24 protein-coding genes, 5 tRNA genes, 1 pseudogene and 1 riboswitch are annotated in these 24958 nt (G+C 31.6%); of the genes and pseudogenes, 10 read left to right on the top strand and 20 right to left on the bottom strand.

Annotated features, from left to right (window positions below; genetic code table 11):
• Window positions 1-69: 69 nt before the first annotated feature.
• From G9F72_RS00230 to G9F72_RS00215, 4 genes are all read left to right on the top strand, one after another.
• Complete coding sequence (locus tag G9F72_RS00230) at window positions 70-1458, top strand: pyruvate carboxylase subunit B (protein ID WP_164959938.1); 1389 nt, start codon at window positions 70-72, stop codon at window positions 1456-1458.
• 115 nt (window positions 1459-1573) lie between these two features.
• Entirely contained in the window at window positions 1574-1888 is a 315-nt protein-coding gene (locus tag G9F72_RS00225) for a phasin family protein (RefSeq protein ID WP_164959937.1), read from the top strand.
• A gap of 101 nt (window positions 1889-1989) precedes the next feature.
• On the top strand, window positions 1990-3591 hold the full coding sequence (locus tag G9F72_RS00220) for an ABC1 kinase family protein (RefSeq protein ID WP_164959936.1): 1602 nt from the start codon (window positions 1990-1992) through the stop codon (window positions 3589-3591).
• Window positions 3592-3612: 21 nt separating this feature from the next.
• Complete coding sequence (locus G9F72_RS00215) at window positions 3613-4497, top strand: phosphatidylserine decarboxylase (protein WP_164959935.1); 885 nt, start codon at window positions 3613-3615, stop codon at window positions 4495-4497.
• A gap of 20 nt (window positions 4498-4517) precedes the next feature.
• Here G9F72_RS00215 and G9F72_RS00210 read toward each other — a convergent pair whose 3' ends face one another.
• From G9F72_RS00210 to pdxS, 3 genes are all read right to left on the bottom strand, one after another.
• A complete protein-coding gene (locus G9F72_RS00210) occupies window positions 4518-6785 on the bottom strand; it encodes a methyl-accepting chemotaxis protein (RefSeq protein ID WP_164959934.1) in 2268 nt (755 codons plus the stop codon).
• A 235-nt stretch (window positions 6786-7020) separates the two neighbouring features.
• On the bottom strand, window positions 7021-7587 hold the full coding sequence (pdxT, locus tag G9F72_RS00205; protein ID WP_164959933.1) for a pyridoxal 5'-phosphate synthase glutaminase subunit PdxT: 567 nt from the start codon (window positions 7585-7587) through the stop codon (window positions 7021-7023).
• Window positions 7588-7591: 4 nt separating this feature from the next.
• A complete protein-coding gene (pdxS, locus tag G9F72_RS00200; protein ID WP_164959932.1) occupies window positions 7592-8461 on the bottom strand; it encodes a pyridoxal 5'-phosphate synthase lyase subunit PdxS in 870 nt (289 codons plus the stop codon).
• Between the two features lie 156 nt (window positions 8462-8617).
• A riboswitch (TPP riboswitch) is annotated at window positions 8618-8726 on the top strand.
• A 70-nt stretch (window positions 8727-8796) separates the two neighbouring features.
• On the opposite strand from pdxS, the gene thiC reads away from it, so the two are divergent.
• Complete coding sequence (thiC, locus tag G9F72_RS00195) at window positions 8797-10110, top strand: phosphomethylpyrimidine synthase ThiC (protein ID WP_164959931.1); 1314 nt, start codon at window positions 8797-8799, stop codon at window positions 10108-10110.
• Window positions 10111-10251: 141 nt separating this feature from the next.
• Here the strand turns inward: thiC and G9F72_RS00190 are convergent, their stop codons facing one another.
• A complete protein-coding gene (locus G9F72_RS00190; RefSeq protein ID WP_164959930.1) occupies window positions 10252-10665 on the bottom strand; it encodes a phosphatase PAP2 family protein in 414 nt (137 codons plus the stop codon).
• A 160-nt stretch (window positions 10666-10825) separates the two neighbouring features.
• Here G9F72_RS00190 and G9F72_RS00185 point away from each other — a divergent pair, with 160 nt between their 5' ends.
• Entirely contained in the window at window positions 10826-10999 is a 174-nt protein-coding gene (locus G9F72_RS00185; protein ID WP_164959929.1) for a hypothetical protein, read from the top strand.
• A gap of 268 nt (window positions 11000-11267) precedes the next feature.
• Window positions 11268-12545, top strand: coding sequence for an FAD-dependent oxidoreductase (locus tag G9F72_RS00180; RefSeq protein WP_164959928.1), 1278 nt, complete (start codon window positions 11268-11270; stop codon window positions 12543-12545).
• A 213-nt stretch (window positions 12546-12758) separates the two neighbouring features.
• Here G9F72_RS00180 and G9F72_RS00175 read toward each other — a convergent pair whose 3' ends face one another.
• Complete coding sequence (locus G9F72_RS00175; RefSeq protein ID WP_224675908.1) at window positions 12759-12905, bottom strand: hypothetical protein; 147 nt, start codon at window positions 12903-12905, stop codon at window positions 12759-12761.
• 214 nt (window positions 12906-13119) lie between these two features.
• On the opposite strand from G9F72_RS00175, the gene G9F72_RS00170 reads away from it, so the two are divergent.
• Complete coding sequence (locus G9F72_RS00170) at window positions 13120-13401, top strand: hypothetical protein (RefSeq protein ID WP_164959927.1); 282 nt, start codon at window positions 13120-13122, stop codon at window positions 13399-13401.
• A 152-nt stretch (window positions 13402-13553) separates the two neighbouring features.
• On the opposite strand, the gene rfbD is transcribed toward G9F72_RS00170, so the two are convergent.
• The 5 genes from rfbD to G9F72_RS00145 form a co-directional block, all read right to left on the bottom strand.
• Entirely contained in the window at window positions 13554-14387 is an 834-nt protein-coding gene (gene rfbD / locus G9F72_RS00165) for a dTDP-4-dehydrorhamnose reductase (protein ID WP_164959926.1), read from the bottom strand.
• Window positions 14388-14585: 198 nt separating this feature from the next.
• Complete coding sequence (locus tag G9F72_RS00160; RefSeq protein WP_224675907.1) at window positions 14586-14846, bottom strand: DUF4428 domain-containing protein; 261 nt, start codon at window positions 14844-14846, stop codon at window positions 14586-14588.
• A gap of 19 nt (window positions 14847-14865) precedes the next feature.
• Window positions 14866-15201, bottom strand: coding sequence for a recombinase family protein (locus G9F72_RS00155; protein WP_224675906.1), 336 nt, complete (start codon window positions 15199-15201; stop codon window positions 14866-14868).
• Between the two features lie 296 nt (window positions 15202-15497).
• Window positions 15498-16955 (bottom strand): ATP-binding protein, encoded by a 1458-nt coding sequence (locus G9F72_RS00150; protein WP_224675905.1) that lies wholly within the window; start codon window positions 16953-16955, stop codon window positions 15498-15500.
• Between the two features lie 463 nt (window positions 16956-17418).
• Window positions 17419-17730: a hypothetical protein gene (locus tag G9F72_RS00145; protein ID WP_164959925.1), complete on the bottom strand. Its 312-nt coding sequence runs from the start codon at window positions 17728-17730 to the stop codon at window positions 17419-17421.
• A 122-nt stretch (window positions 17731-17852) separates the two neighbouring features.
• Between G9F72_RS00145 and G9F72_RS00140 the strand changes: the two genes are divergently transcribed.
• Window positions 17853-18365, top strand: coding sequence for a ferritin family protein (locus G9F72_RS00140; protein ID WP_164959924.1), 513 nt, complete (start codon window positions 17853-17855; stop codon window positions 18363-18365).
• A gap of 173 nt (window positions 18366-18538) precedes the next feature.
• Here G9F72_RS00140 and G9F72_RS26860 read toward each other — a convergent pair whose 3' ends face one another.
• Window positions 18539-18664, bottom strand: coding sequence for a hypothetical protein (locus G9F72_RS26860; protein WP_263486628.1), 126 nt, complete (start codon window positions 18662-18664; stop codon window positions 18539-18541).
• A gap of 270 nt (window positions 18665-18934) precedes the next feature.
• On the opposite strand from G9F72_RS26860, the gene G9F72_RS00135 reads away from it, so the two are divergent.
• Entirely contained in the window at window positions 18935-19981 is a 1047-nt protein-coding gene (locus G9F72_RS00135; RefSeq protein ID WP_224675904.1) for a tyrosine-type recombinase/integrase, read from the top strand.
• Window positions 19982-20122: 141 nt separating this feature from the next.
• Here the strand turns inward: G9F72_RS00135 and G9F72_RS00130 are convergent.
• From G9F72_RS00130 to G9F72_RS00090, 9 genes and pseudogenes are all read right to left on the bottom strand, one after another.
• Window positions 20123-20199 (bottom strand) — tRNA-Arg (locus G9F72_RS00130).
• A 52-nt stretch (window positions 20200-20251) separates the two neighbouring features.
• The gene (locus tag G9F72_RS00125; RefSeq protein WP_164959923.1) at window positions 20252-20782 is read right to left on the bottom strand and encodes a GNAT family N-acetyltransferase; all 531 of its coding nucleotides are present in this window, start codon (window positions 20780-20782) and stop codon (window positions 20252-20254) included.
• A gap of 164 nt (window positions 20783-20946) precedes the next feature.
• A tRNA-Ser gene (locus G9F72_RS00120) sits at window positions 20947-21037 on the bottom strand.
• A 47-nt stretch (window positions 21038-21084) separates the two neighbouring features.
• A tRNA-Ser gene (locus G9F72_RS00115) sits at window positions 21085-21175 on the bottom strand.
• A gap of 143 nt (window positions 21176-21318) precedes the next feature.
• Window positions 21319-21409: transfer RNA gene (locus G9F72_RS00110), tRNA-Ser, on the bottom strand.
• 43 nt (window positions 21410-21452) lie between these two features.
• Window positions 21453-21543 (bottom strand) — tRNA-Ser (locus G9F72_RS00105).
• Window positions 21544-21801: 258 nt separating this feature from the next.
• Entirely contained in the window at window positions 21802-23085 is a 1284-nt protein-coding gene (serS, locus tag G9F72_RS00100) for a serine--tRNA ligase (RefSeq protein WP_164959922.1), read from the bottom strand.
• A gap of 139 nt (window positions 23086-23224) precedes the next feature.
• Window positions 23225-23494, bottom strand: a pseudogene (locus tag G9F72_RS00095) (DUF1667 domain-containing protein); the annotation flags it as partial.
• Between the two features lie 22 nt (window positions 23495-23516).
• A complete protein-coding gene (locus G9F72_RS00090; RefSeq protein WP_164959920.1) occupies window positions 23517-24914 on the bottom strand; it encodes an NAD(P)/FAD-dependent oxidoreductase in 1398 nt (465 codons plus the stop codon).
• Between the last annotated feature and the right edge of the window lie 44 nt (window positions 24915-24958).

Below are 24958 nucleotides of genomic sequence, written 5' to 3'. Positions count from 1 at the left end.
TATTGCATGATTTTTATAAGTTTATATGCTAAACTATCAATAAAAGATATTAAATTATGAGGTGACTAAATGAAAAAAATCGGTATAACAGAGACGGTCCTTAGGGATGCCAACCAATCCTTGATTGCTACAAGATTACAATTTGAAGCTTTTGCGCCTATACTTCCTGCTTTAGATAATGCAGGTTATCATTCATTAGAATGTTGGGGAGGGGCTACCTTTGATTCTTGTTTAAGATATTTGAATGAAGATCCCTGGGAAAGGCTCCAAAAAATAAAAAGTATAGCTAAAAAAACTCCACTGCAAATGCTTCTTCGCGGTCAAAATATATTAGGTTACAAACATTATCCTGATGACGTAGTAAGACGATTTGTTAAAATGTCTGTATATCATGGTATAGATATAGTAAGAATATTTGATGCTCTAAATGACTTGTCAAACATAAAAGTTGCTATGGATGAAACTAAAAAACAAGGAGCACATGCTCAAGGTGCTATAGTTTACACTGTTAGCCCCATCCATGATGCTGGTAATTATGCAAAACTTGCTAAAAATCTTGAAGAAATGGGTGCTGATTCTATATGTATTAAGGATATGGCGGGCCTTATTATGCCAAGCATTGCCTATGATGTGGTTAAGGCAATGGTGGAAACCGTAAAAATACCTATATACCTTCATTCTCATTGTACAAATGGACTAGCTGAAATGTCTTGCTATAAGGCAATCGAAGCTGGTGCTACTGGTATTGATTGTGCCATTTCAAGTTTCTCTAGTGGAACTTCTCAGCCACCTACAGAAACTATGCATCAAGCACTAGTTACTGCTGGTTATGATACTGGGCTAGATGCCACAAAACTTAAATACATAAATGATTTTTTTAAGCCTATAAAAAAAGAAGTTTTAACCTCTGGATTATTGGACCCAATAGTTTTAACTCCTCAGCCAGAAGGACTAACTAATCAAGTTCCTGGTGGTATGCTTTCTAACATGATTTCACAACTTAAGGTGCAAAACTCTATTGATAAACTAGATGCGGTTCTAGCCGAAGTACCTAGGGTCCGAGAAGATTTAGGATTCCCACCACTAGTAACTCCTATGAGTCAAATGGTTGGTACTCAAGCTACAATGAACATTTTAACTGGAGAAAGATATAAAATGATATTAAAAGAAGTTAAATCCTATTGCAGGGGCGAATACGGCCTAGCACCTGGACCAATCAATACAGAGCTTTTAGAAAAAGCACTAGGCAACGAAAAGCCTATAGTTGGAAGATATGCGGATACACTAGAACCAGCCTTTGAAAATGCAAAAGAGTATCTAAAGGATTTAACTACTAGTGAGGAGGACATATTATCCTACCTGGCTTTTCCTCAAATTGCTGAAGAATTTATTAAAAACAAAAAACAAAATCCCTCTGTAAATCAGGTGAGAAATGAAACTGATAGTGAGCCTATATAATAGTCAATTAACACCCTTAATATTAAAAATTGAGGGTGTTATTTTATTATTCGTATTTTAATACATAAAATAGTATATAATGTAGATTATATACTATTAATTGGAGGTGTTTTGATTGAATAACGATATCAAAAATTTTTTCCTAGCTGGACTTGGATCTGCAGCTTACACTTATGAAAAAGCTACAAATCTAATAGATGATTTTGTAAAAAAGGGTAAGATAACCTTAGAGGAGGGCAAAGATCTGTCTGAAGAACTAAAAAGAAACATAAGAGAAAAAAAAGATGGAGGTCCTACTTTCAAAAAAGAACACACCCCTCTTACAAAAGAAGATATGATTTTACTCCTAAAAGAGATGAACTTTGCAACTAAAGAAGATATTGAAAAACTAGATAAAAGGTTAGCACATTTAGAGATAACTCTTCCATAAATAAATATTGCACGTAAAATGAAAGTCCTACTATTAGCTCTAGGACTTTTCACTTTAACGACATTTCAGCACCGCAGGTGATGATTTAAGTGAGGTATAAAATGCGACGAAAATCTGTTAATCGATTTAGAGAAATTATTAAAGTTCTTGGCTCCTATGGCTTTGGATATTTTGTAGACTCTAGGTTTAACAAACAAAATAAACGCCCTGAAAATTTAAGGAAAGCCTTTGAAGAGCTTGGTCCTACTTTTATAAAAATCGGCCAAATACTTAGTACAAGGCCAGATTTATTATCCCCAGATTATATAGCAGAGCTTTCAAAGCTCCAAGATAATGTGGCTCCAGAAAATATTGAAACCATAAACAAAGTATTTTTTGATGAATTTGCAATATCAACAACTGAGTGTTTTGAAAAGTTTAATGAAAAACCACTAGCCTCAGCATCTATTTCTCAAGTACATAAAGCTATATTAAAAGACGGTAGAGAGGTTGTAGTAAAAATACAAAGACCAGATATTGCAGAAAAGATGAAACTGGATATCTCTATACTTGTTCGCCTAGTAAAGCTTACAAAGGCAAGATTTTCTGAAGCACTTATCGATCCAGAAGAAGCCTTACATGAAATCCTTTTAATCACGCAGCTTGAACTTGATTTTAACAATGAAGCTAAAAATATAAATAATTTTAAAGTTTTCAACAAGGATGTTGTATTTTTATATACGCCTTATGTGGTTGAAGAATTGTGTAGTACCAGGGTTTTAACTATGGAACGAGTTTATGGTTTTAAAGTAGACGATATGGAAAAACTTCTGATTGGCTCATATGATCTTGATGATTTAGGTAAAAAATTAGCACTGTCTTATCTAAAACAAGTGCTAGAAGATGGTTTTTTTCACGGTGATCCACATCCTGGAAATATATTCATATGTGAAGGTAAAATTTGCTTTATAGATTTTGGAATTATGGGAAGCCTCTCAAATTCTATAAAAGCCACACTAAACGATATGATATCGGCGGTGGCTTTTAATGACATAAACAAAATGATTTCAGCTCTCTTATCTATAGGAATAAAAAAAGGATATGTAGATAGAAATAAACTATACGAGGATTTAGATTATCTTCTTGTTAATTACCTTTCAGTTTCACTAAACAATATTCAGATTTCAGTTATGCTCTCAGAAATTTTTGATATAGCAAAACAAAACAATATCCGGCTACCTCGTGATTTAACACTTCTAATAAGAGGTCTTGTAATTTTAGAAGGAGTAATTGCCAGTATTGCTCCGGATATAAAAATAATAGATATTGCTATTCCTTACGTTAAATCCAATAATAAATTTTCACTATTAGCCAATTTAGACCTTAATACATTGCTTATCCGTTCCTATGCATTTATAAAAGACTCCTTTAAACTTCCCTCGAAAATCATGGAATTATCTGATAGTCTAATAAGTGGAAGAGCGAAATTGCAACTTGAGCATAAAAATTTAGGTACCCCTATAAATGAAATAAATAAGGGTATAAACAGATTAGTTTTTGGACTTATTATTTCCTCTATGATTATAGGTTCCTCTACAATTTTAAACTCCAATATTGGCCCTAAAATATATAGTATATCAATTATTGGTATAACTGGTTTTGTAACTGCTGCATTTATGGGCTTTTGGTTATTAATTTCTATAATAAAATCTGGAAAACTATAAATTATAAAGACGAGGTATTTTATGATTAAATATTACAATAGAAAAGAAAATAAATATGAAATTGAAAAGGTAGCTGGTGAAAAGTATTTAAATTGGTCTTACAGTTCTCCTGCAGGAAAAGGACTAATTGAATTATTCCTTAAGAAAAAGCTTTTTTCAAAATTATATGGCTATTACTGTGACACAAGATTTAGTTGTAAAAAAATTGATGGTTTTATTGAGGATTTTCATATTGATATGTCTATATACCAAAAGATGCCTGAGAAGTATTCCTCTTTTAACGAATTTTTTATAAGAGCATTAAATCCAGATGCCAGAATAATCCCAAGTGATGATAATGTTTTAATTTCACCTTGTGACGGCAAGCTTTCCGCATACTCAAATATTGACCTAAATAATTTAGTTCAAATAAAAGGCTTTACTTATTCTCTTAAAGAACTTATGGCAGATAATGAAGTATACAATTTGTATAATGGTGGTACTTGCTTAATTTTTAGATTATGTCCCACTGATTATCATAGGTTTCATTTTATTGATAGTGGCATATGTGGCAACACAACAAAAATTAGTGGTCATTATTATTCTGTAAATCCAATAGCCTTAAAAAGTGTAAAAAAACTATTTTGTCAGAATAAAAGGGAATGGAGTATATTTCACTCAGATAATTTTTCAGATGTTATTTATATGGAGGTTGGTGCTACTTGCGTAGGATCAATTATTCAAAATTATATTCCAGATTCTAAAGTTACAAAGGGAGAGGAAAAGGGATATTTCAAATTTGGTGGTTCCACCGTTATCCTATTCTTAAAAAAAGATGTTGTAAAAATTAGCAAGGAAATACTCGCCCAAACACAATTAGGTTTTGAAACTTCTGTAACCTTAGGCGAAAAAATAGGACTGAAATGATCTTTCAGTCCTATTTTTTATTATATTTTAAATTTTGAGGTTATATCTTTTAATTTTTCTGCACTAATTTTGTTTCCGCTAGTAGTGCTTTTTATTTCTTCCATTTTATTTACTATATCAATGCTCTTGTCCGATATTTTAAATATGCCTTCTGAGCCTTCATTAACAGTACCTGCTACTTGATCTATTGCTATAGTAATTCCATTTATTGATGAATTTAAATGTTGTGCGGTTTCATCAAATTCTTTCATGAATTTATTGAAATTCTCTGCATCATCAATATATTCTTTTCCTGTATCCATGATAATCTCATAATTTAAAGAAATTTCATCATCCACGAAACCTAACATTTTAGTAGAACTATCAGATAAATTTTTTACAGAAGTATTTACTACTTTAACTACATTTTGAATGTTAGCTGCTGTAGCTCCAGATTGCTCTGCCAGCTTTCTAACCTCATCTGCTACTACTGCAAAACCTCTTCCTGCGTCTCCAGCTCTTGCAGCTTCGATAGCAGCATTTAGTGCAAGCAAATTAGTTTGGCTAGTTATATGCAATATTGAGGATGCCAGACCATGTATTTCATCAACGGCTCTTGAACCCTCTATTGCAACTTCTAACTGCTTCTTAACATCATTATAGACCTTATCAGTTTCTTTCTTAGATCCAGTAGTTGAAACAGTAATACCCATTGCCTTTTTAACAATGCTTTGGGCTATATTAATTCCTTCTGATGCCTTCTCCACTATTGTATTTACCATATTTTTCATTTCTCCTGAAGAAGCAGAAATCTCCTGGGCTGTGGCTGCTGTTTCTTCCATTCCAGCTGATAAATTTTCAGTTTCAAAAGAGCTTTCTTCTGCTTTTACTTTTAATATATCTGTAAGGTCTTCAACGGCATTCGCATTACTCGTTATATTTTCTGAGGTCTCAATTAAATCAAGTACAACCTCTTTTAATGTCCTTCTCATATTAACTATGGCTCTAGATATAGTTCCGATTTCATCATTAGTTTTAATTAAATCTTCTATATCCTTGTCCTCGCTTAAATCCAATTTAGAAGTTTTATCAACGAGTAGTGTTACCTTCGTTAATGGATTTACTATTATTCTTGATGCAAATATACCGATTAATATAGAAAATATACCTATAAGCGCTGCTATTATTAAAATTCCCCATGTCATTTGACTCACTGGTTGTCTAATCTCATTAATATCTCCAGTAATAACCAACGTCCAGTTTGTAACTGGAATTATTCCATATGACGAGAAATTTTTAACTCCCTCGAAAGTATACTGGGAGGTTCCAGCTGCAACCTTTTGTCCCTTTGTAACTCTGTCCACTACATCCTTTATAGATGCAATTGCAACAACTTTTCCTATTTTATCTTTATTTTTATCATATATAATTTTGCCTTTTTCATCAATTAGATAAGCATAGCTGGATTTACTATTAGATACACTTACATTTTTCATATACTTTGAAAAGCTTTCTGCGGATACAGCTACTGCTACGTACCCTAAGGTTTGGGCATATTTATCTTCGGATAATACGGGACTTGTAAACACCATAATCGCATTTCCTGTTATTTCAGATTTCATAGTTTCACTTATAACTAGTCCGCCACTTGAGCTAATAGAATGGTAAGCTTGATCTGCTACACTTTTTCCTACAGTTTCCCCATTACTATCGGATAATATATTTCCACTTACATCAACTAAAAAAACTCTTTCAGCATCTTTATTATTAGAAATATATGTAGAAAACTTGTCATTATTTTCTTTTACTACATTCTTATATTGTCCCACTGAAATTGCATCAGGTTTATCCTTTAATCTCATGATTTCCATTATTTGTTTCGCATTGCTTATGGCTTGTACCTGTGCTTGTTGCTTTTCTATCATAACAGAAATTGTTTCTATTGCTCCCTTATTAACAGACATCATTTCAGCTTCACTTTGCTTAAATATGATAGTTGATGACTTTATGTAAGTAAAAATAGAAGTCGCCACCATGGATATAATTATTAAGGTCCCCATAAGAATTGGTATTTTCTTTCTAATGGAAATACCTTTCTCATTATTGCTTTTCAAAGATTTTTTAGCTGTTCCACTTTTAAATGATTTTATTGTTTTGTTTTCATCTTTAGCATTTTTTGATAATTTAGAAGATCTCATCTGCTGACTTTTACTTTTAATTGTTTTTAACAGTTTGGAAATTTTCTTTTCCTTTTGTAAAATATCATTACTTTCATGTTTTTTCCTAAAATTCCAATGTTTAAAATCCATAAAGCCCCCCCTAATTCATTTTCAATCAGAAATTTTATAATATTTTATAAACTTTTTGAATAATCAAAAAAATTATTTCTTTATATATATTAACATATAACCTGTAATTTGTAATTATATATATTTTGTTATTGTGAGTATAATATATTATAAAATGCATTGTTTTTCTTAGAATTAGGGTGAGCTCTGTGAATTGATATGCTCATAATGTCAAATAAGTGCTAGCACATAGGTTTTATTTACACATATTTACAAAATATTTATGAACTTCTAAATTATCAGTAATTTCAGGATGGAATGATGTGGCTAACATATTTTTTTGTTTTACTGCTACAATTTTGCCATCAACAGTACATATTATTTTAACATCGTTAAAACCTTCTGTGATTAAGGGGCCACGAATAAAAACTAATGGTATTGGCTCACTCGAAATCTCATTGATTACAACATTCCTTTTAAAGCTATGTATTTGGCTTCCATATGCATTTCTCTTTACTTTTATGTCCATAACTTTAAGATATTCAACTGAGGATTCCTCAATATATTTAGCAAGCAGTATCATACCAGCACAGGTTCCCCACACAGGAAGTCCTGAAATGATTTTCTCTCTTAAAGGCATAAGCATTTTTCTTTCACTTAAAAGTTTCCCTATTGTTGTACTCTCACCACCTGGTAAAATGATTCCCTGTAAATCTTTCATATCTTCAAGTTTCTTAATCTCTACTCCCTCGTGACCAAGCTGATGTATATGATTTATATGCTCTATTACGCCACCCTGAAGTGATAAAACTCCAATTCTCATTTTCTTACCATCCTCTTTCTGCATATCTCTCTTTAATTTCACTTAATTCTAGGCCACTCATTGCTTCGCCCAGGTTTTCTGAAACTTCTGCTATAACCTTAGGGTCATTGTAATAGGTAGTTGCAAGGACTATAGCTTTTGCTCTTACTTCAGGGTTTTCTGCTTTAAATATTCCAGATCCTACAAAAACTCCCTCTGCTCCAAGTTGCATCATTAAGGCAGCATCGGCTGGCGTTGCTATTCCACCGGCAGCAAAATTCACTACAGGAAGTTTACCATTTTTCCATACATATTCAATTAAATGAATTGGGGCTCCCATATCTTTAGCCAGGGTCATTAGCTCTTCGTTTGGAGCATTTTTTACTTTTCTAATATCGTCCATAATACATCTCATGTGCCTAACAGCTTCTACTACATTTCCTGTGCCTGCTTCACCCTTTGTTCTTATCATTGCGGCACCTTCTCCAATTCTCCTTAGTGCCTCACCTAAATTTCTCGCTCCACAAACATAGGGAACCTTAAACTCCCATTTATTTATATGATACTGCTCATCTGCTGGAGTCAAAACTTCGCTTTCATCTATAAAATCTACCCCTATCTCCTGCAGAATTTGGGCTTCAACAAAATGACCTATCCTGCCTTTAGCCATTACCGGAATACTTACTGCTGCCTTTATTTCTTTAATCATTCTAGGATCAGACATCCTAGCTACGCCGCCTTGCTTTCTAATATCTGAGGGCACTCTTTCTAGTGCCATTACCGCACAGGCCCCAGCTTTTTCTGCAATTATTGCCTGCTGCACATTCACCACATCCATAATTACTCCGCCTTTTAACATTTGAGCCAAATTTTTATTAAGTTCATACCTTTCCATAAAAAAACCTCCCTAAATATTATTTATAAGGCAAAGTATAGTACAAGTTTCTAAATTTTCATAATGTACCCATACACTTTAAAAACAAGTGAGAATTTAAAAAGCTTTACATAACATTGTTTTACAACTATAATGAAGGCGAAATAATAATTAAATAAATTAAACAAGGGGAGCTCGTATTATGAGCTGAGAAAGAGACTTTATCTCTGACCCTCATTACCTGATTTGGATAATTCCAACGTAGGGAGTTTTTTTACAACGTTTTTTTGTTGCAAGCTCCTTATGAGCTTGCTTTTTTTTATTTGAAAAAATATAACTGAAAAGGAGATTATTAAATGATGTATACAACTCAAATGGATGCTGCTAAAAAAGGCATTATAACAAAAGAGATGAAAATAGTAGCAAAAAAAGAGAATATGGATGAAGAGGTTTTAAGAGAAAAAATAGCAAGAGGTGTAGTGGCACTACCCGCTAATAAAAATCATAAAGCATTAAATCCAGAAGGGGTTGGAGAAGGTTTAAAAACAAAAATCAATGTGAATCTAGGTATTTCAAAGGATTGCTATGATATTGATGAGGAAATGAAAAAAGTACAGTTAGCCATAGATATGAAAGCTGAAGCAATCATGGATTTAAGCTCCTTTGGGAAAACAGAAGAGTTTAGACAAAGACTTATTGCAGATTCTACTGCTATGATAGGTACTGTACCAATATATGATGCCCTAGGTTTTTACGATAAAGAATTACAGGACATTACGGCTAAAGAATTCATAGATGTAGTAGAGAAACATGCAAAAGATGGTGTAGACTTTGTAACAATTCATGCAGGTTTAAATATTAACACTGCAAATGTATTTAAAAGAAATAAGAGAATAACTCATATAGTATCAAGAGGAGGATCCCTTCTATACGCTTGGATGGAATTAAACCAAAAGGAAAATCCATTTTATGAATACTTCGATGACATATTAGATATATGTGAAAAATATGACTTAACTATAAGCCTTGGGGATGCCTGTAGACCTGGTTGCATTAATGATGCCACGGACGCTTGTCAAATTCATGAACTAATGGTGCTTGGTGAATTAACCACAAGGGCCTGGGAAAGAAATGTACAAATAATTATAGAAGGACCCGGTCACATGGCAATAAATGAAATCCAGGCAAATGTGTTACTTGCAAAGAAATTATGTCATGGTGCACCTTTTTATATTTTAGGACCCCTAGTTACGGATATTGCTCCAGGTTATGACCATATTACCAGTGCTATAGGAGGCGCCTTGGCTGCTAGCTATGGAGCTGATTTCCTTTGCTATGTAACGCCAGCAGAACATATAAGGCTTCCAAATCTTGATGATGTTCGTGAAGGCATTATTGCTGCAAAGATTGCAGCTCATGCTGGGGATATAGGTAAAAATGTGACCGGTAGCCGCGATTGGGATAATGAAATGAGCACTGCAAGGCAAAACCTTAATTGGGACAGAATGTTTGAGCTTGCTATTGATCCTGAAAAAGCTAGGCGCTATAGAAAAGAATCCACGCCAGAGCATGAACATAGCTGCACCATGTGTGGTAAAATGTGCTCCATGAGAACTATGAATAAAATAATGCAGGGCAAGGATCTTAATATATTAAGAGCAGATTCATAAATTAATTTACTTCTAAGTAATTTATTTCTAAGTAATTTACCACTCTATATATTTACATTTTGATGTGTAAATCATTTAAAAATAAGTCCTGAAGCTAGATTGCTCTAACTTCAGGATTTAACTATTATTACTACTTATAGTTTATATAATATGTTCTAACACTTCCATACAAAAATGAAGGAATAGTCTTGTACTATTAAATAAATCTGAAATTTGATAAGTTATCAGAAAAAATAGTGCATAAAAAAGACTTGGCGCTTTTTCTGACCATTTTAAAATCGGCTTAGAGATTTTATTACATACAAAACTTTGGTTTGCTATTAAACCAATAGCTATTCCAATTAAAGCACCACAAATAATATCAGTAGGGTAATGAAAACCTAAATATATCCTTGGAAAAGCAATAAATATAGTTGTATAAATAAATGCTAATAGGCCAAGTTTTTTTGAAACGAATAAAAGCCCAGTAGCTAGAGTAAAGAATAGCACTGCATGGTCACTTGGAAATGAGCTCCAGTTGGTTAACGCAGTGGGCTTTATTCCATATGGTAACACTTGCTATTATTAATAAGGAACAAGAATTGTCCAATTTTATATGTGGTATCTCCCTATATTATTAGGTAAGTTATCCAATTGTACTTTCTGAAAAAATGGGTAAACTATATAATGCACTCCATATATGTAGTGTAATTTTCGTATTTGAAGGGAGAATACTATGGATAAAAATAAGTTAGGGAAAGCAAAAAATTCAATAAATGAATTAGATGCTAATAAAAGCAGTAGTGGGGTTTCAAACACCGAGATGTCTATTATGTATAAGTTATCCAATATGACTAGTGATGTTGCTAATGTGGCAATAGACAGGAAAGAAAATAAAGAAACCCAGTAACCATTATAGTTACTGGGTTTCTTATATAGTACACCTTAAAATCAGTAGAATCTGTGTGCTGAGGTCTATACCAATAACGGATGATGATAAGAGGAATAATACTATAACTTTTGCAATAGAATTAAAAAGCATACATAAAATTAATAATATCAAACTTACAATTTTAACAATAAGTATAGGCTGTATAACTATCATACCTGTGCTTATAAATGGTATGCAAATGTTGCACAAGAACAAATAATGATTCTAAGTTAAGGGGGCTAATATTTTGAAGGTTATAGTAATTGGTGGCGGATGGTCTGGTTGTAGCGCAGCAATCACAGCAAAAAAAGCTGGTGCTGAGGTATCCTTATATGAAAAGACAGATATGCTTTTGGGGCTTGGTAATGTAGGTGGTATAATGAGAAATAATGGTAGGTACACTGCGTCAGAAGAGCTGATAGCGCTAGGGTCAGGAGATTTTATACATTTGACTGATGAGAATAGTAAACATAAAAATATAAATTTTCCCGGTCATAAAAATGCCTGGCTTTGCGATGTAAACAAGATTGAACCAGCAGTTGGAAAATATTTAAAAGCTATGGATATAGAAGTAAATATGATAACGCGAGTAGTAGATGTTAAAAAAGAAGGCAATAAAATAAAAGGAATATACCTATCAGATAAGCAGTATGTTGAAGCGGATGTATTTATAGAAACTACAGGTTCAGCGGGACCAATGAATAACTGCGTAAAATATGGAAATGGGTGCGCAATGTGTGTTTTGAGATGCCCAGCTTTTGGGGGAAGAGTAAGCATTAGTAGCAAAGCAGGTATTGAAGACTTAAAAGGAGAACGAGAAGAAGGCGTGTATGGGGCCTTTAGCGGTTCTTGTAAATTAGCCAAAGGTTCTTTAGCTAGTGATCTCATTAAACAACTGGATGAAGCAGGGGTTGCTCTTATAAAAGTTCCAGAAGAGGATGTTAATTTAGATAAGCTTAAACAAAAGGTATGTCAGCAGTATGCCATAAAAGAGTTCGCCGAAAATATAATTTTAATAGATACAGGTGATGTTAAGTTAATGTCTCCATATTATCCATTAGAAAAATTAAGAAGAATTAAAGGCTTTGAAATCGCAAAATATGTAGACCCATATGCTGGTGGAATTGGAAACTCCATAAGATATGTATCCATAGCTCCAAGAGAAGATAGTATGAAGGTTATAGGACTCGATAATTTGTTCTGCGGTGGTGAGAAATCCGGTCTATTTATAGGCCATACAGAAGCTATGATAACAGGGTCTTTGGCAGGACACAATGCAGTAAAACACTATCTAGGATTACCTCTTTTGATTTTACCAAGGTCACTAGCCGCTGGAGACATAATTGCCTATGGGAATGAGAAAATTAAAACTACAGAAGGAAGAAGAAACAGATATACCTTTGCAGGAGCAGAGTATTTTAAAAGAATGCAGGAACTGGGACTTTATATTTTGGATACAGATGAGATTAAGCAAAAAGTAGAAAATTTAAATTTAACTAATATATTTAATCAAAAACTTATATAGAGTAAGAAATGAAAAGGTCAGCTTCAGGGTCTGACCTTCTTAATTAAAAGATACTATAATATATCTTTACAAAAAACTAAAAAAATAGCCACTTTCTTAAGGAAAATGACTATTAACTATCGCATACTCCAATCGTACGCTATAAGATATCATATGCTTGTGGTATCTAAAAAATTCCACATTTTATAATAGAATTATATATTTTATTTTTAATTATCTATATTGAACAGTAAAGCCTTTATTTGTAATAGCTATCAGGTACTTAAAATTACCAAACAAGAACCTTGAAAACTTAGTGTTTTCAAGGTTCTTGTTTAGTGCAATCATAACCCACTTTTCACAAATAGAATGCAATTCCATATACACATCTCTTAATTAAGTATATATTTTATCTATATATCAGAAATTTACATTGACAAGTATATAACTGTAAGAGCATAATAATAAAAAAAAACATTTAATCGGAAGGCGGAAAAATAACATGAAAGCAAATATAAATAATCCGAAGGTTAATAATAACACAAGAAAAACAGTCGAGGTACCTGGGCATGAATTAAAAATCGGGGATAAATTTATGGACAACGGAGTCGCTTTCTGTATTGTAAATATAGCATATGATACTGATTCGAAAATGTTAAATCATGAGAGTTGTGCCGCAAAGATAAACCGCTACATAGTAACAGGTGAATGGATAAAGATTAGAGAAAACGAAATCCCACCATCATATTGTTACCCAGCAAATAACTCAATAATACGCGCCCTTCGCGAGGACCTATATTGGACGATGTTAGTTGATGAAGGATACAATCACTCCTTTTCACCGATTCCAGCATATGGATTAGAATTAGAGATGTAATTATCAGAAGGTATGCCGCTTCAATAGATAGTGGAAATTAAGATCAAAAAAATAGCAAGTACCCAAAACATTGAGGTACTTGCATTTATTCTTGTACACCTTAATTCTTCTACACCTCGGTAGTTACACCAACAGTTAGTGCATAAAATAATTTATTTTAAATATTCGCCAATTGCTTCCTTCCAGTTCCTAGTTATATCCCCAGTGGTTAATTCTAACATATAATTCCTAAGCACTGAATACTCAGGTCTTTTTGCTGGCCTTGGAAATTCATTGGTGTTGCAACGAGAAACTTCTGTAGTAATACCTTTAAGCCTAAATATTTCTTTAGTGAATTCATACCATGTGCATTCTCCCTTGCAAGTACAATGAAAAAGTCCATAATTCTTATCTTCTACCAGTTTTATTATAACTTTACTTAAATCAACTGTACTTGTAGGTGTGCCCTTTTGGTCATTAACTACTTTTAATATTTTATTAGTTTTGCTTAGATTTAACATGTTTTTTACAAAATTATCTCCATCTCCGTAAAGCCATGCAGTTCTAACTATATAATGCTTAGGATTAAGGTTCTTAACAAATATTTCTCCCTGAAGCTTTGTTTTTCCATAAATGGATTGTGGATTTACTTCATCAAACTCTGTCAGTGGTTTATTAACATTACCTGCAAAAACATAGTCTGTTGATACTTGAATAATTTCAGCTCCGATTTGATTTGCAGCTGATGCTAGGTTTTTAGGTCCTATTGTATTTATCTTATATGCCATTTCTATTTCTGTCTCACACTTTTCCACATCTGTCAGTGCAGCACAGTTGATAATTACATCTGGTTTGTTTTCATTTACAAAACTATTTACTCTATTTACATTTGTTATATCTAAATCTGATACGTCCGTAAGTATTAAATCAATGCCTTTTTTCTTATGATATTGCTTAGCTAATTCTCTACCTAGCTGACCATTAGCTCCTGTAATTAATATGATCATAAATAATTCTCCCCCTCACTAATTAACTCATATGTTTGTGAAGTATAAAAGTAATTCATGCTGTCATATAATTCTTTACCTGTAAAACTACATCCTTTAGAAAAACTTTATATTTATATAGTTATATTCTACAAGTTTTTTTTAGTTTCCTTTATCTATAAATATCATAAGAAAACTTCTCCAAATATTCAGACTTTGTTATTTTTTGTTTATTGACGAATTGAAGATCTTATCATTTTTAAATGCGTCAGCCATGTAACTTAACCCTTTACCCATAACTAATTCACTATCATTATACTCTTCTTGTGGCTCGCTCAACTTCTTTTTCTCATTTAACTCATAACAGGTATTACACACATATTTTTCTGAAATAAACTTTCCTGATGAAAAACCAATTTTCTCTCCACAAATAGCACATTTCTTTGCTATTGCAATACCCTCACGTTGCCTTTCTAACATGTTCTCACGTTCAAATGTATTAATAAACCCCTATCATAGTTAACATTGACTTACCTGCTTCAGTATTAGTATCTATATTCTCTTTACCGCTTACTAGGTGTATACCTTTTGTTTGTAGCTGCTCAACTATACCCGATAAGTCCTTTGTACTCGTGGCTAACCTATCAAGGCTATGAATATATATTGTATCGTCTTTTCTAGCAAACTCTATCATTCTTTTTAACTCTGGTCTGTTTGTATCTTTAGCACTGACCTTTTCACTAAACCAATTATCTATATCATACTTTTTTAGTCCTTCTAGTTGTATGCTTTCATTCTGCTCTACGGTTGATATTCTAACATAAGCTATATTCATGTTATATGCTCCCTCAACTTCTTTTCTTTATAATACCAATATGTTTGTTTGAAGTCACTTTCACAAACATATGTTTATTAATTTATAAAACAATTCTATATAAACACATAAATGTTCCCTTTTAATAAAAAACACCTCGAATACCTAAAATCAAACAAATCAGAAAGCCACTAGGAAATACCAAAATTCGGGATGGATGTATCATAACAATAGAAATCAATATATAATTCACTATCACTTATAGAATATTCTGTTAATTTATAATAGTATAAGTTTTCAATAGTAATTTACGAATATTACGAATAAATATCAGAGAATTCCAACTGTATACGTTCGTTTTTATTTTTCAAATTACTATTAAGTAACGTACTTTCCTCCATTACTTTTATGGAAGGAAGAGTAAAAGTAAATTTACTCCCTTTACCAAGTTCACTTTCAACAAATATCTTTCCACCATGTAATTCTACTATCGACTTAACTAAACTTAAACCTATACCTGTACCTTCCGCATTTCTTGATAAAGATTTATTTACCTGCTTAAATCTATCAAAAATCATATCTTTATGATTACTATCAATGCCTACTCCATTATCTCTAACTGATATTTCAACAAATTCATTTTTATCTTGAATATTAACACATATTTCTGTACCTTTATCTGAAAATTTAATTGCATTGGATATAAGATTTAATACTATTCTCTCTATCTTTTCTGGGTCACAACCAATTATTTTCTCTTCTATATCAGTATCAAAAATAATATTTAAACCTTTACTATCACTATAGTCAATAACTGACATTACTATTCCCTCTATAATCTCCGTTATGTTATTATTTGACAAGTGCAATTCAAAGAAACCTGCTTTAATTTTTGATGAATCAACTATATTATTTATAAGTTTGGATAACCTATAGGAATTTAGTTTCATTGAATCAATGTATTTGATAATTTTTTCCCTTCGGTCGTCCAATGAACCATTATAGCAATACATTTCAAACAACTGTGCAGATGAGAAAATTACATTTAATGGAGTTTTAAGTTCATGTGAAATATTTGCAATAAACTCGTCTTCTGAAACAAGTAATTTTTGTAATTCTTTATTCAACTCATTTTTTTTATTAATTTCTTCATTCATATAATATGATATATATTTAATAAATATAAAATTAACCAAAACAAGTAAAGTACCTATAAAAATCAACAGGTATTTGTGAATTATTTGAGTATTTACCGCTTTTTTATGTATATCATTTATCTCTAAGTCAATTATAGAAACTAAATTATTATCAGCTATACTAAATTCTTCCATTAAATTTTCACCTTTATTAATGTTCAATTTTGCCTCTTGTGATTTGCCATTATTGACTAATAATATTTGTTGCTCAAAAAAATTTTCAATTTCTCCCATCTGATTACTAAGTTTATCACTAGCTACAACGTCTAATGATGTATCATGTAAATTATCCAGAGAATTGTGGTATTCTTTTATTTGTTTAATTCCCAAATAATAGGATCTTAAATTTCTTTTGTTTTCTGTGATAATATAACCTCTAATTCCCGTTTCCTGGTAAATTAGTGATGTTAAAATACCCGTTGAAAGTGTCTTTATTGGAAGTATTTTTTCAATTATAAAACGAGACTCTTTATATACTTTATTCAAACTATAAATACTAAACACTATTATAAATAACGATAAAAAAGCAATTGAAAAATATACCATTATTATAGCTCGTCTACCTTTACTCTTATCCATACTACTTATCCTCTCTTCCAAAAAATTTGTACTACTATTGCAAATTATTATTTCCAATTATATATTACCATATTATTTTACATTTTGGTATAACATTACATTATTACTTTATTTTTGCTAATGATAGCGTAAGTTTTAAATTATTATAATTATCATGAATGCCTTGCTGAAATAAAAAAAGTGAAGGGGTCTCAGTTAAATCGTGAATAAAAATAAAATATATATTATAAGCGAAATAAATATAAAATGCTAAAATTTGCAGTATACTGAAAGTAGTCGAGCTTAGAATAAGGATGGGGACTATATTATTGAGCTTGCTACTTAAATTGAGGAAAAATAATATACTTATAATGGTAGGTGTTAAATATGAAAAAAGAAATTTTCAATTATATAGTTGAGTTTTGTATTATTTAATTTTATATTACTTCGAATTATTTTTTTTCATCGAAAATTAATTGCTTGTCTACCTAAATCTATTACAACGGTCACATCTATTACGTCTAGAGCAACTATTACACCTATTACGACCGTCAAAATCATCATCATCATCATCATCATCATCATTAAAGCTATTGCAAAAGCTTTGATTAGAACAACCAGGACACCAATCATTATTAGGGTCAACATTATGGCACCTATTACACCTATTATTAAATCTATCATCTTCTAACCTATCATCACGCCTATTATTATTCCTATTATTAAGCAATTCATCCACTTCTTTAATCAATTCATCAGAAATTTCATTAGATTTTCTTTTATGTGCAGAATACACACTTAAATGAGCACACTTTCTAGTTTCTCTAATTAAAATGAACCAATTTAAACCTTGAGGAATAATATATTATGGCTACTAATTTGAGTACGCCGAAAATATTAAATATTGGAGGTATAAGAATGAGCTACACGAACAGATACGGCCAGCCACAGGGTTTTGCCAAACTTGATACAAATAAATTAAGGGAAATATTAATAGCTGAAATTATTGCCATAAATGGTTACGCCGAACACATTGCAAATTCAAACATGGAAGACATAAATGCAGCTTGGAACAGTATTATGGGAGATGAAAAAAAACACTACGGCATGATGCTTACATTGCTTCGTAAATATGACCCTAATCAATATAAAAGTTATAAAGAACATATAGCCGATAAATCAGGTCCGAAATCACCAATGCAAGTATTTACACCTAACTACAATAAACAGGTTATACTAAATAATATAAGAGAAGATATAAAAGGCGAATTTGAAGCTGTAATTCTCTATGAACAAATGTTAGCTATCATTCCATATCCTGATGTCAGGTATGCAATATATTCGATAATTAATGAAGAGAAGGGCCATGCTGAGCATTTGACACAGTTATTATTAAAATATGATTCAGATAAATATAATGGTCTTGTATAAAATTATAAAAATTTATAATAATTATTAATTTCATATGCAAAACCTATATTCAAGGATGTAGGTCTTGCACATTTTTTTCCTAGCTTGTAGTAAATGAAAACGCCACAAATTCTAATGCTTGTGACATTTAATATAAATATTTTTTTGGAGATAGGTTTTTCACCCCTTACTCTTTACTTTATTTCTACAGAATTCACCTTTACCCCTTCTACTGCAGGTTTTTTTCTTTTAAAGCCTTTCATTCTAAAAATTACTCCTATAAAATACGTTGAAACAATATATTGAACGATATAAACCAAAAACACCACCAACTGCTACTATCTCTATTGACCAAGATCACCACATAAGAAAAGAGAAGGCTGATTTACATTCATTGCTCTGTAGCTCCATATACTTCTTAGATAACAGTTCGTGTCTATCCATTACTTAAGACTTTCTTCTATAAGTTTAATGTATTTATACAAATATGACCTAGATATGTCACACATTCTAGCACATTCACTCTAGGCCGAGATGATGCTGGGAAACTTATAAGAAAACAGTTTTATGGAAAAACTAAACTAGAAACATTGAAAAAGGCTGATGAGTACCAACAAAAATTAAATATTGGCACATTGTGTACAGATGAGAAATTAACTCTCCAGCAGTGGTTTAAAACATGGTTATTTGAATATAAGGTTAATGAAATCAGACCTTCTACGCTAAGTAAATATGAGGGATTATACAGGAACTATATTAAAAATACTCAAATAGGAATGGTTAAACTAAAAGATTTAAAGGCTTATAATTTACAGTCATATTATAATTTACTTACAAGAGATAATAATAAAACACCAGATACAATTAAAACTTTGAACAAAGTAATTAAAGCTGCCTTAACACAGGCAACTACTGAACAATATATTTTCTTAAATCCTTGTAACCATGTAATTCTACCAAAGATAGCACCTAAAAGTGAGATTCAAATACTTACACTTGATGAACAATTGAAATTCATAGAAGCTATACAAGGGCATAGGCAAAGAGTAGTATTTTTACTTGGTCTTGGTACTGGTTTAAGATTGGGAGAGTTACTGGGGCTTAAATGGGCTAATATTGACTTGGTAAGAATGGAGCTTACAGTAAGAAGAACATTAAAAAAAGTTGCTATAATAGATTTAAAATCAGGCACAAAGGTTGAAGGTTCTAAAACTAAAATTATTGAACAGCTTCCTAAAACAGAATACAGTGCTAGAACAGTACCTATCCCCTCAAATTTAATCAAGGAACTTAAAAAGCATATGATGATGCATTATAAAGAGAGGTTAGAAGCTAAAGACTTGTATGTGAATAATGATCTAGTATTTCCAAATGAAATTGGAGAGCCTACTGATGAAAGAAGTTTAAAAAGAAGTTATGAAAGGATTCTTAAACGTGCTGGAATAGAACATAAAAAATTTCACTGTCTTAGGCATACCTTTGCTACAAGGCTATTTGAAAGGGAAGTACCACTGAAAACTGTATCCATTTTACTGGGTCATTCTGATATTAAAATAACTGCCGATATTTATACTCATGTAATGCCTAGTGAAAAAATAAAAGCGGTAGACAAATTAAATGATTTATTTGCATTATAGCCTGAAAGGGCTATTTTCTTTTTCTTCACTTTTTATCATGTTATTTGTTGTATTAATTTATAGTTTCCCCTCTGGGTTGTGTTACGGTTGTGTTATTTCCAATAAAAAAAGTCCTCATATTACTATGAGAACCTTACTATTTGGTGCGTCGGACAGGAGTCGAACCTGCGACCAACTGGTTCGTAGCCAGCTACTCTATCCAACTGAGCTACCAACGCATAGGATAAACATCATTACAATACTAACACATTATACATTAAGAGTAAAGATTTATTTTAAGCTACCACTTATAAATTCATCTCTAAGAATTCCCATAATAATTATATCCCTATAATCTCCATAGGAAAAGCAAGTCTTTCTTTTCTTTCCTTCTTCAATAAAACCACATTTTTTATAACACTGAATTGCTCTTAAATTAAAATCTAATACTTCTAATTCTATTCTATGTGCAGCCATATCCATGAATAAATATTTAAGCAATACCTTTATTGAGTCTTGTCCATATCCTCTATTCCAAAAGTTTTGACCTATAACTATACCTAATACATACACATTCTTGCATCCACTAATTTCTTTATAAGTTATATAACCTACAACTACTCCTTTTTCATTCACAATGCTGATATACTTTTTATCAATATTAACAAACTTATTAAAATTATTTAATATATCCTCTTTAGATGGAGGTAATACAAAATTACCGTCAAGCTTTCTAACCTCTTCATCACACCAAATATCATAAAATATATTTAAATCTCGCCTTTCAACACTTCTGAGTAACACTTTATTACCTTTTAGCATATATTCTCCTTATCTATTACGTTAATATTATTATAATATAGTTTTAATACTATAATTATACCTTTTTTTTAGCATTAATTCAATAATTTGTGAATTCGTTTTGTAATTTAATAGGATAATTATTTAAAAGTAAAAAAAAACACCTAACAAATGTTAGATGTTTCTGGCGGAGAAAGAGGGATTTGAACCCTCGCACCGGTTACCCGGTCTACACCCTTAGCAGGGGCGCCTCTTCAGCCACTTGAGTATTTCTCCATGTCCTTATTTTATGTGATTATATTATGTGATTATAAAAAAAAAAGTGGAGGAGGAAGTGGGGTTCGAACCCACGGTACGCTCACACGTACGCCAGTTTTCAAGACTGGTGCCTTAAACCAACTCGACCATTCCTCCATGTCCACGACAAGTTTTATTATATCAGCATAAACATATCCTGTCAATGTATTTGTTAATTTTTATTGTTTTTTTATTTGTTAATTTTTATTGATTTTATAACTAAAAAAATAAAAAAACACCTAACAAATGTTAGATGTCTCTGGCGGAGAAAGAGGGATTTGAACCCTCGCACCGGTTACCCGGTCTACACCCTTAGCAGGGGCGCCTCTTCAGCCACTTGAGTATTTCTCCATGGCCTTATTTTATATGATTATACCATGTGATTATAAAAAAATGGAGGAGGAAGTGGGGTTCGAACCCACGGTACGCTCACACGTACGCCAGTTTTCAAGACTGGTGCCTTAAACCAACTCGACCATTCCTCCATACCTTTGCGACAAGTTTTATTATATCAGCATAAATATTCTCTGTCAACATAATTGTGGTTTGTTTTATGCAATTCTGCTTTGTTTTATACAATTTCAGATTAAAATATAAAATGATTAAGTTTTTTGTTTTATAATTAATAAAAAACTTAATCATCTTCCAAACAATAAACTGGTTATTTCTTGAAAGATGATTAAGTTTTAAATATTGAAGTTATTTAATTATACTTACAATAATCTATATATTTACTTAATTATTTATTTTGAAATAATAGTTTTTCCACCCATATATTTAACTAATGATTCTGGGATAGTTACTGATCCATCTGCATTTTGATAATTTTCAAGTACTGCAGCTAAGGCCCTTCCTATTGCTACTCCTGATCCATTTAGTGTATGTATATACTTAGGTTTATCTTTTTTATCCTCTTTGAACCTTATATTTGCACGTCTAGCTTGGTAGTCCTCAAAGTTACTACAGCTTGATATTTCAACATACTTGTTATAACTTGGCATCCAAACTTCAATATCATATTTAAATGAGGCTGTAAATCCTAAATCGCCTTTACATATCTTAACTATTCTATATGGTAGCTCAAGTCCTTGTAATACTGACTCTGCATCTACAAGTAATTTTTCAAGTTCTGCATAAGAATCCTCAGGCTTTGTAAATTTAAGAAGTTCTACTTTATTAAATTGATGTTGCCTTATAAGTCCTCTAGTATCTCTTCCTGCAGAGCCTGCTTCTGACCTAAAACATGCGCTATAAGCAACATGCATTATAGGCAAATCTTGACCATTTAATATTTCGTCTCTATAGATGTTTGTAACGGGTACCTCAGCTGTAGGTATTAAAAAATAGTCCGTATTAGCCACTTTAAAGGCATCTTCTTCGAATTTAGGTAATTGACCCGTTCCTATCATACTTTGTCTGTTGACCATATATGGAGGTAATATTTCAGTATATCCATTTTTATCTACATGACAATCTAAAAAGTAAGTTATTAGCGCTCTTTCAAGTCTTGCTCCCTGGCCTTTATATACTGTGAATCTTGAACCTGTAATCTTTCCACCTCTTTCGAAATCTAAAATATCATTGTCTATTCCTAAATCCCAATGAGCTTTAGTTTCAAAATCGAAGTTTTTTGGCTGTCCCCATCTTCTTACTTCAACATTATCTTCCTCTGTATCACCTTCTGGTACATTTTCATTTGGAATATTTGGAATTCGTAGCATAATATTTTTAATTTTTTCATCCACTAAAGATAGCTCAACATCGAAATTTTTAATTTCATCTGAAAGTTTTTTCATTTCAATCATGATTTCATCTACATTTTGCCCATCTTTTTTAAGCTTTGGTATGAGTGCAGATTGAGTATTTCTTCTGTTTTTTAATTCTTCAACCTCCATTAATATATCTCTTCTTCTTTTATCAAGAGCTACAACCTCATCAATTATTGATATATCAAAATTTTCCCCTCTATCTGCCATTAATGCTTTTATCTCTTCTGGATTATTTCTTATTCTTTTTAAATCTAACATAAATATTCCTCCTTATTATTGTTTATTTGATATTCACATCTTAATTGTGATTTTTAATTGTTTTTGAATATAAAAAGAGAGTCATCATCCCTATGAAAAAGGGACGAAAGACTCCCACTCCATTGTGAAATTATCTTTATTAGTTATCTACTTCAATATTATTTAATTCAATATTTTTTGTGCAGATAATATCAACCCCAGTATTAAGTATATTCTTACATACTACATCTCCTATTTTCAAAGGTGGACCTACGTGTATTCTGCTTAAAGCTTTCGAACATTCAATCCATAACTTCTTATCAATAGGCTTGCTACTTTTTACTGGAGCTACATTACATAAATCAGAACCTTTTACTCTAACCAAGGTTGTTAATACTGCATAATTTTCATTTAAATCGGAAGCATTTTCATCTATCAAACAAACTCATCTCCTACATACTATCAAATTCTTTTATTCTACATAGTACAATATTAGAATTTTTTGAGTCCTTAACTATTTCCGTCATTTTTTTATTGGTTTCTCTTGCTAAAATAGAAACAATTTTATTTAGACAATGCGCTCCTTGACAATTACCAAAGGCAGCACCAGTTCTTCTCTTAACTCCTTCTACTGTTCTTGCACCAAGAGGTCTCCGTATAGCATCTACTATTTCCCCTTCAGTTACTTTTTCGCAAGCACATATTATTTTACCATATTTTTTATCTACCTTGATAATACTTTCTCTTTCTTCATCAGCCATTTCCCTAAATTTATAGGATTCTCTTCTTTTATCATTAAAATCCTTTTTAAGCTTACATTGCATCTTACTCACTACACTCTCACATACAATATTTGCTATAGCAGGTGTCATTGTAATTTGACCATAGTGTTTTCCCTTAATTTGAATAAGTCCATTATCGATACCACTATCATCGATTACCATGGGTTCATCATAAAAAGGCCAATCCAAAAACATTTTAACATCCATGTTATCTACACCACTAGTTATTTTAGATACCCTATCTACTACTTCAGTATAACTAACATCCTCTTTTGTGCTAATAGCAGCAACAGTATCTCCCTCCATAGTTGGAAGTGTGTAGATACGCTCACCCTTAGCATTAAACATAAATAAAGCATGCGAAAATCTTTGTTTTTCATTGTTATCTAAAAGTATATATTTTAATATTCCTTTATTATCATTTACATCGGGTTTTTTTTCATTTACTATACTATAATTCTCTGAAGAAGTTGTATTTATTACCATTTTGCAAGTAAATTTATTTTTATTAGTAACAACTCTAAATCCTTTTGATATCTCTTGAATGTCTATTACTTCTTCTTCTAATTTAAATTTAACACCATTATCAAATGCTACCTCACCATAAGCCAGCGCTAAGTCAAATGGGCAAACCACACCTGTATTTTTAGAATATAGTCCTTTTTTTATATGAACGTTTAAATTTGGTTCCATTTCATATATATATTTAGATTCTAAAATTAATACATCTTTGGTACCCCTGTCTATTGCCCTTTTATATGTTTTTTCAATCATTGAAACCTCTTCATCAGTTTGAGCAATTATTAGGGAACCACATCTTTTAAAAGGAACATTAAATTTTGCGGTTATAGTATCCATCATTTTATTTCCCATTCGCTCAAGCTTTGAAGTTATAGTATCTTCACTTTCAACGCCATCATATATCATAGCAGTGTTTATTAATGCTACATCATCAGCAATATCATAGTCTTTTTCAATTACTGCTATGTTAAGATTGTATTTTGAGATTTCATAAGCCACAGCGCAGCCTATTATACCTCCACCCAAAATAAGTACATCATAATCCATCGTAATCCTCCAACATAAAACAAAACTTTATTTCTTTACATTAT

The sequence above is a fragment of the Clostridium estertheticum genome, assembly GCF_011065935.2.
Classification (GTDB): Bacteria; Bacillota; Clostridia; order Clostridiales; family Clostridiaceae; genus Clostridium_AD; species Clostridium_AD estertheticum_A.
Note: the sequence above shows the minus strand (reverse complement) of the source record. Positions and strands in the feature narration are given on the sequence as shown.

Bases quoted from the DNA above. Each gene is read 5' to 3' on its own strand.
- G9F72_RS00230 (WP_164959938.1), top strand. From the start codon at position 70: ATGAAAAAAATCGGTATAACAGAGACGGTCCTTAGGGATGCCAACCAA.
- pdxT (WP_164959933.1), bottom strand. From the start codon at position 7,587: ATGAGAATTGGAGTTTTATCACTTCAGGGTGGCGTAATAGAGCATATA.
- thiC (WP_164959931.1), top strand. From the start codon at position 8,797: ATGATGTATACAACTCAAATGGATGCTGCTAAAAAAGGCATTATAACA.
- pdxS (WP_164959932.1), bottom strand. From the start codon at position 8,461: ATGGAAAGGTATGAACTTAATAAAAATTTGGCTCAAATGTTAAAAGGC.
- G9F72_RS00150 (WP_224675905.1), bottom strand. From the start codon at position 16,955: ATGGATAAGAGTAAAGGTAGACGAGCTATAATAATGGTATATTTTTCA.
- G9F72_RS00215 (WP_164959935.1), top strand. From the start codon at position 3,613: ATGATTAAATATTACAATAGAAAAGAAAATAAATATGAAATTGAAAAG.
- G9F72_RS00210 (WP_164959934.1), bottom strand. From the start codon at position 6,785: ATGGATTTTAAACATTGGAATTTTAGGAAAAAACATGAAAGTAATGAT.
- rfbD (WP_164959926.1), bottom strand. From the start codon at position 14,387: ATGATCATATTAATTACAGGAGCTAATGGTCAGCTAGGTAGAGAATTA.
- G9F72_RS00155 (WP_224675906.1), bottom strand. From the start codon at position 15,201: ATGAATATAGCTTATGTTAGAATATCAACCGTAGAGCAGAATGAAAGC.
- G9F72_RS00170 (WP_164959927.1), top strand. From the start codon at position 13,120: ATGGACAACGGAGTCGCTTTCTGTATTGTAAATATAGCATATGATACT.
- G9F72_RS00185 (WP_164959929.1), top strand. From the start codon at position 10,826: ATGGATAAAAATAAGTTAGGGAAAGCAAAAAATTCAATAAATGAATTA.
- G9F72_RS00220 (WP_164959936.1), top strand. From the start codon at position 1,990: ATGCGACGAAAATCTGTTAATCGATTTAGAGAAATTATTAAAGTTCTT.
- G9F72_RS00090 (WP_164959920.1), bottom strand. From the start codon at position 24,914: ATGGATTATGATGTACTTATTTTGGGTGGAGGTATAATAGGCTGCGCT.
- serS (WP_164959922.1), bottom strand. From the start codon at position 23,085: ATGTTAGATTTAAAAAGAATAAGAAATAATCCAGAAGAGATAAAAGCA.
- G9F72_RS00175 (WP_224675908.1), bottom strand. From the start codon at position 12,905: ATGGAATTGCATTCTATTTGTGAAAAGTGGGTTATGATTGCACTAAAC.
- G9F72_RS00125 (WP_164959923.1), bottom strand. From the start codon at position 20,782: ATGCTAAAAGGTAATAAAGTGTTACTCAGAAGTGTTGAAAGGCGAGAT.
- G9F72_RS00140 (WP_164959924.1), top strand. From the start codon at position 17,853: ATGAGCTACACGAACAGATACGGCCAGCCACAGGGTTTTGCCAAACTT.
- G9F72_RS00160 (WP_224675907.1), bottom strand. From the start codon at position 14,846: ATGTTAGAAAGGCAACGTGAGGGTATTGCAATAGCAAAGAAATGTGCT.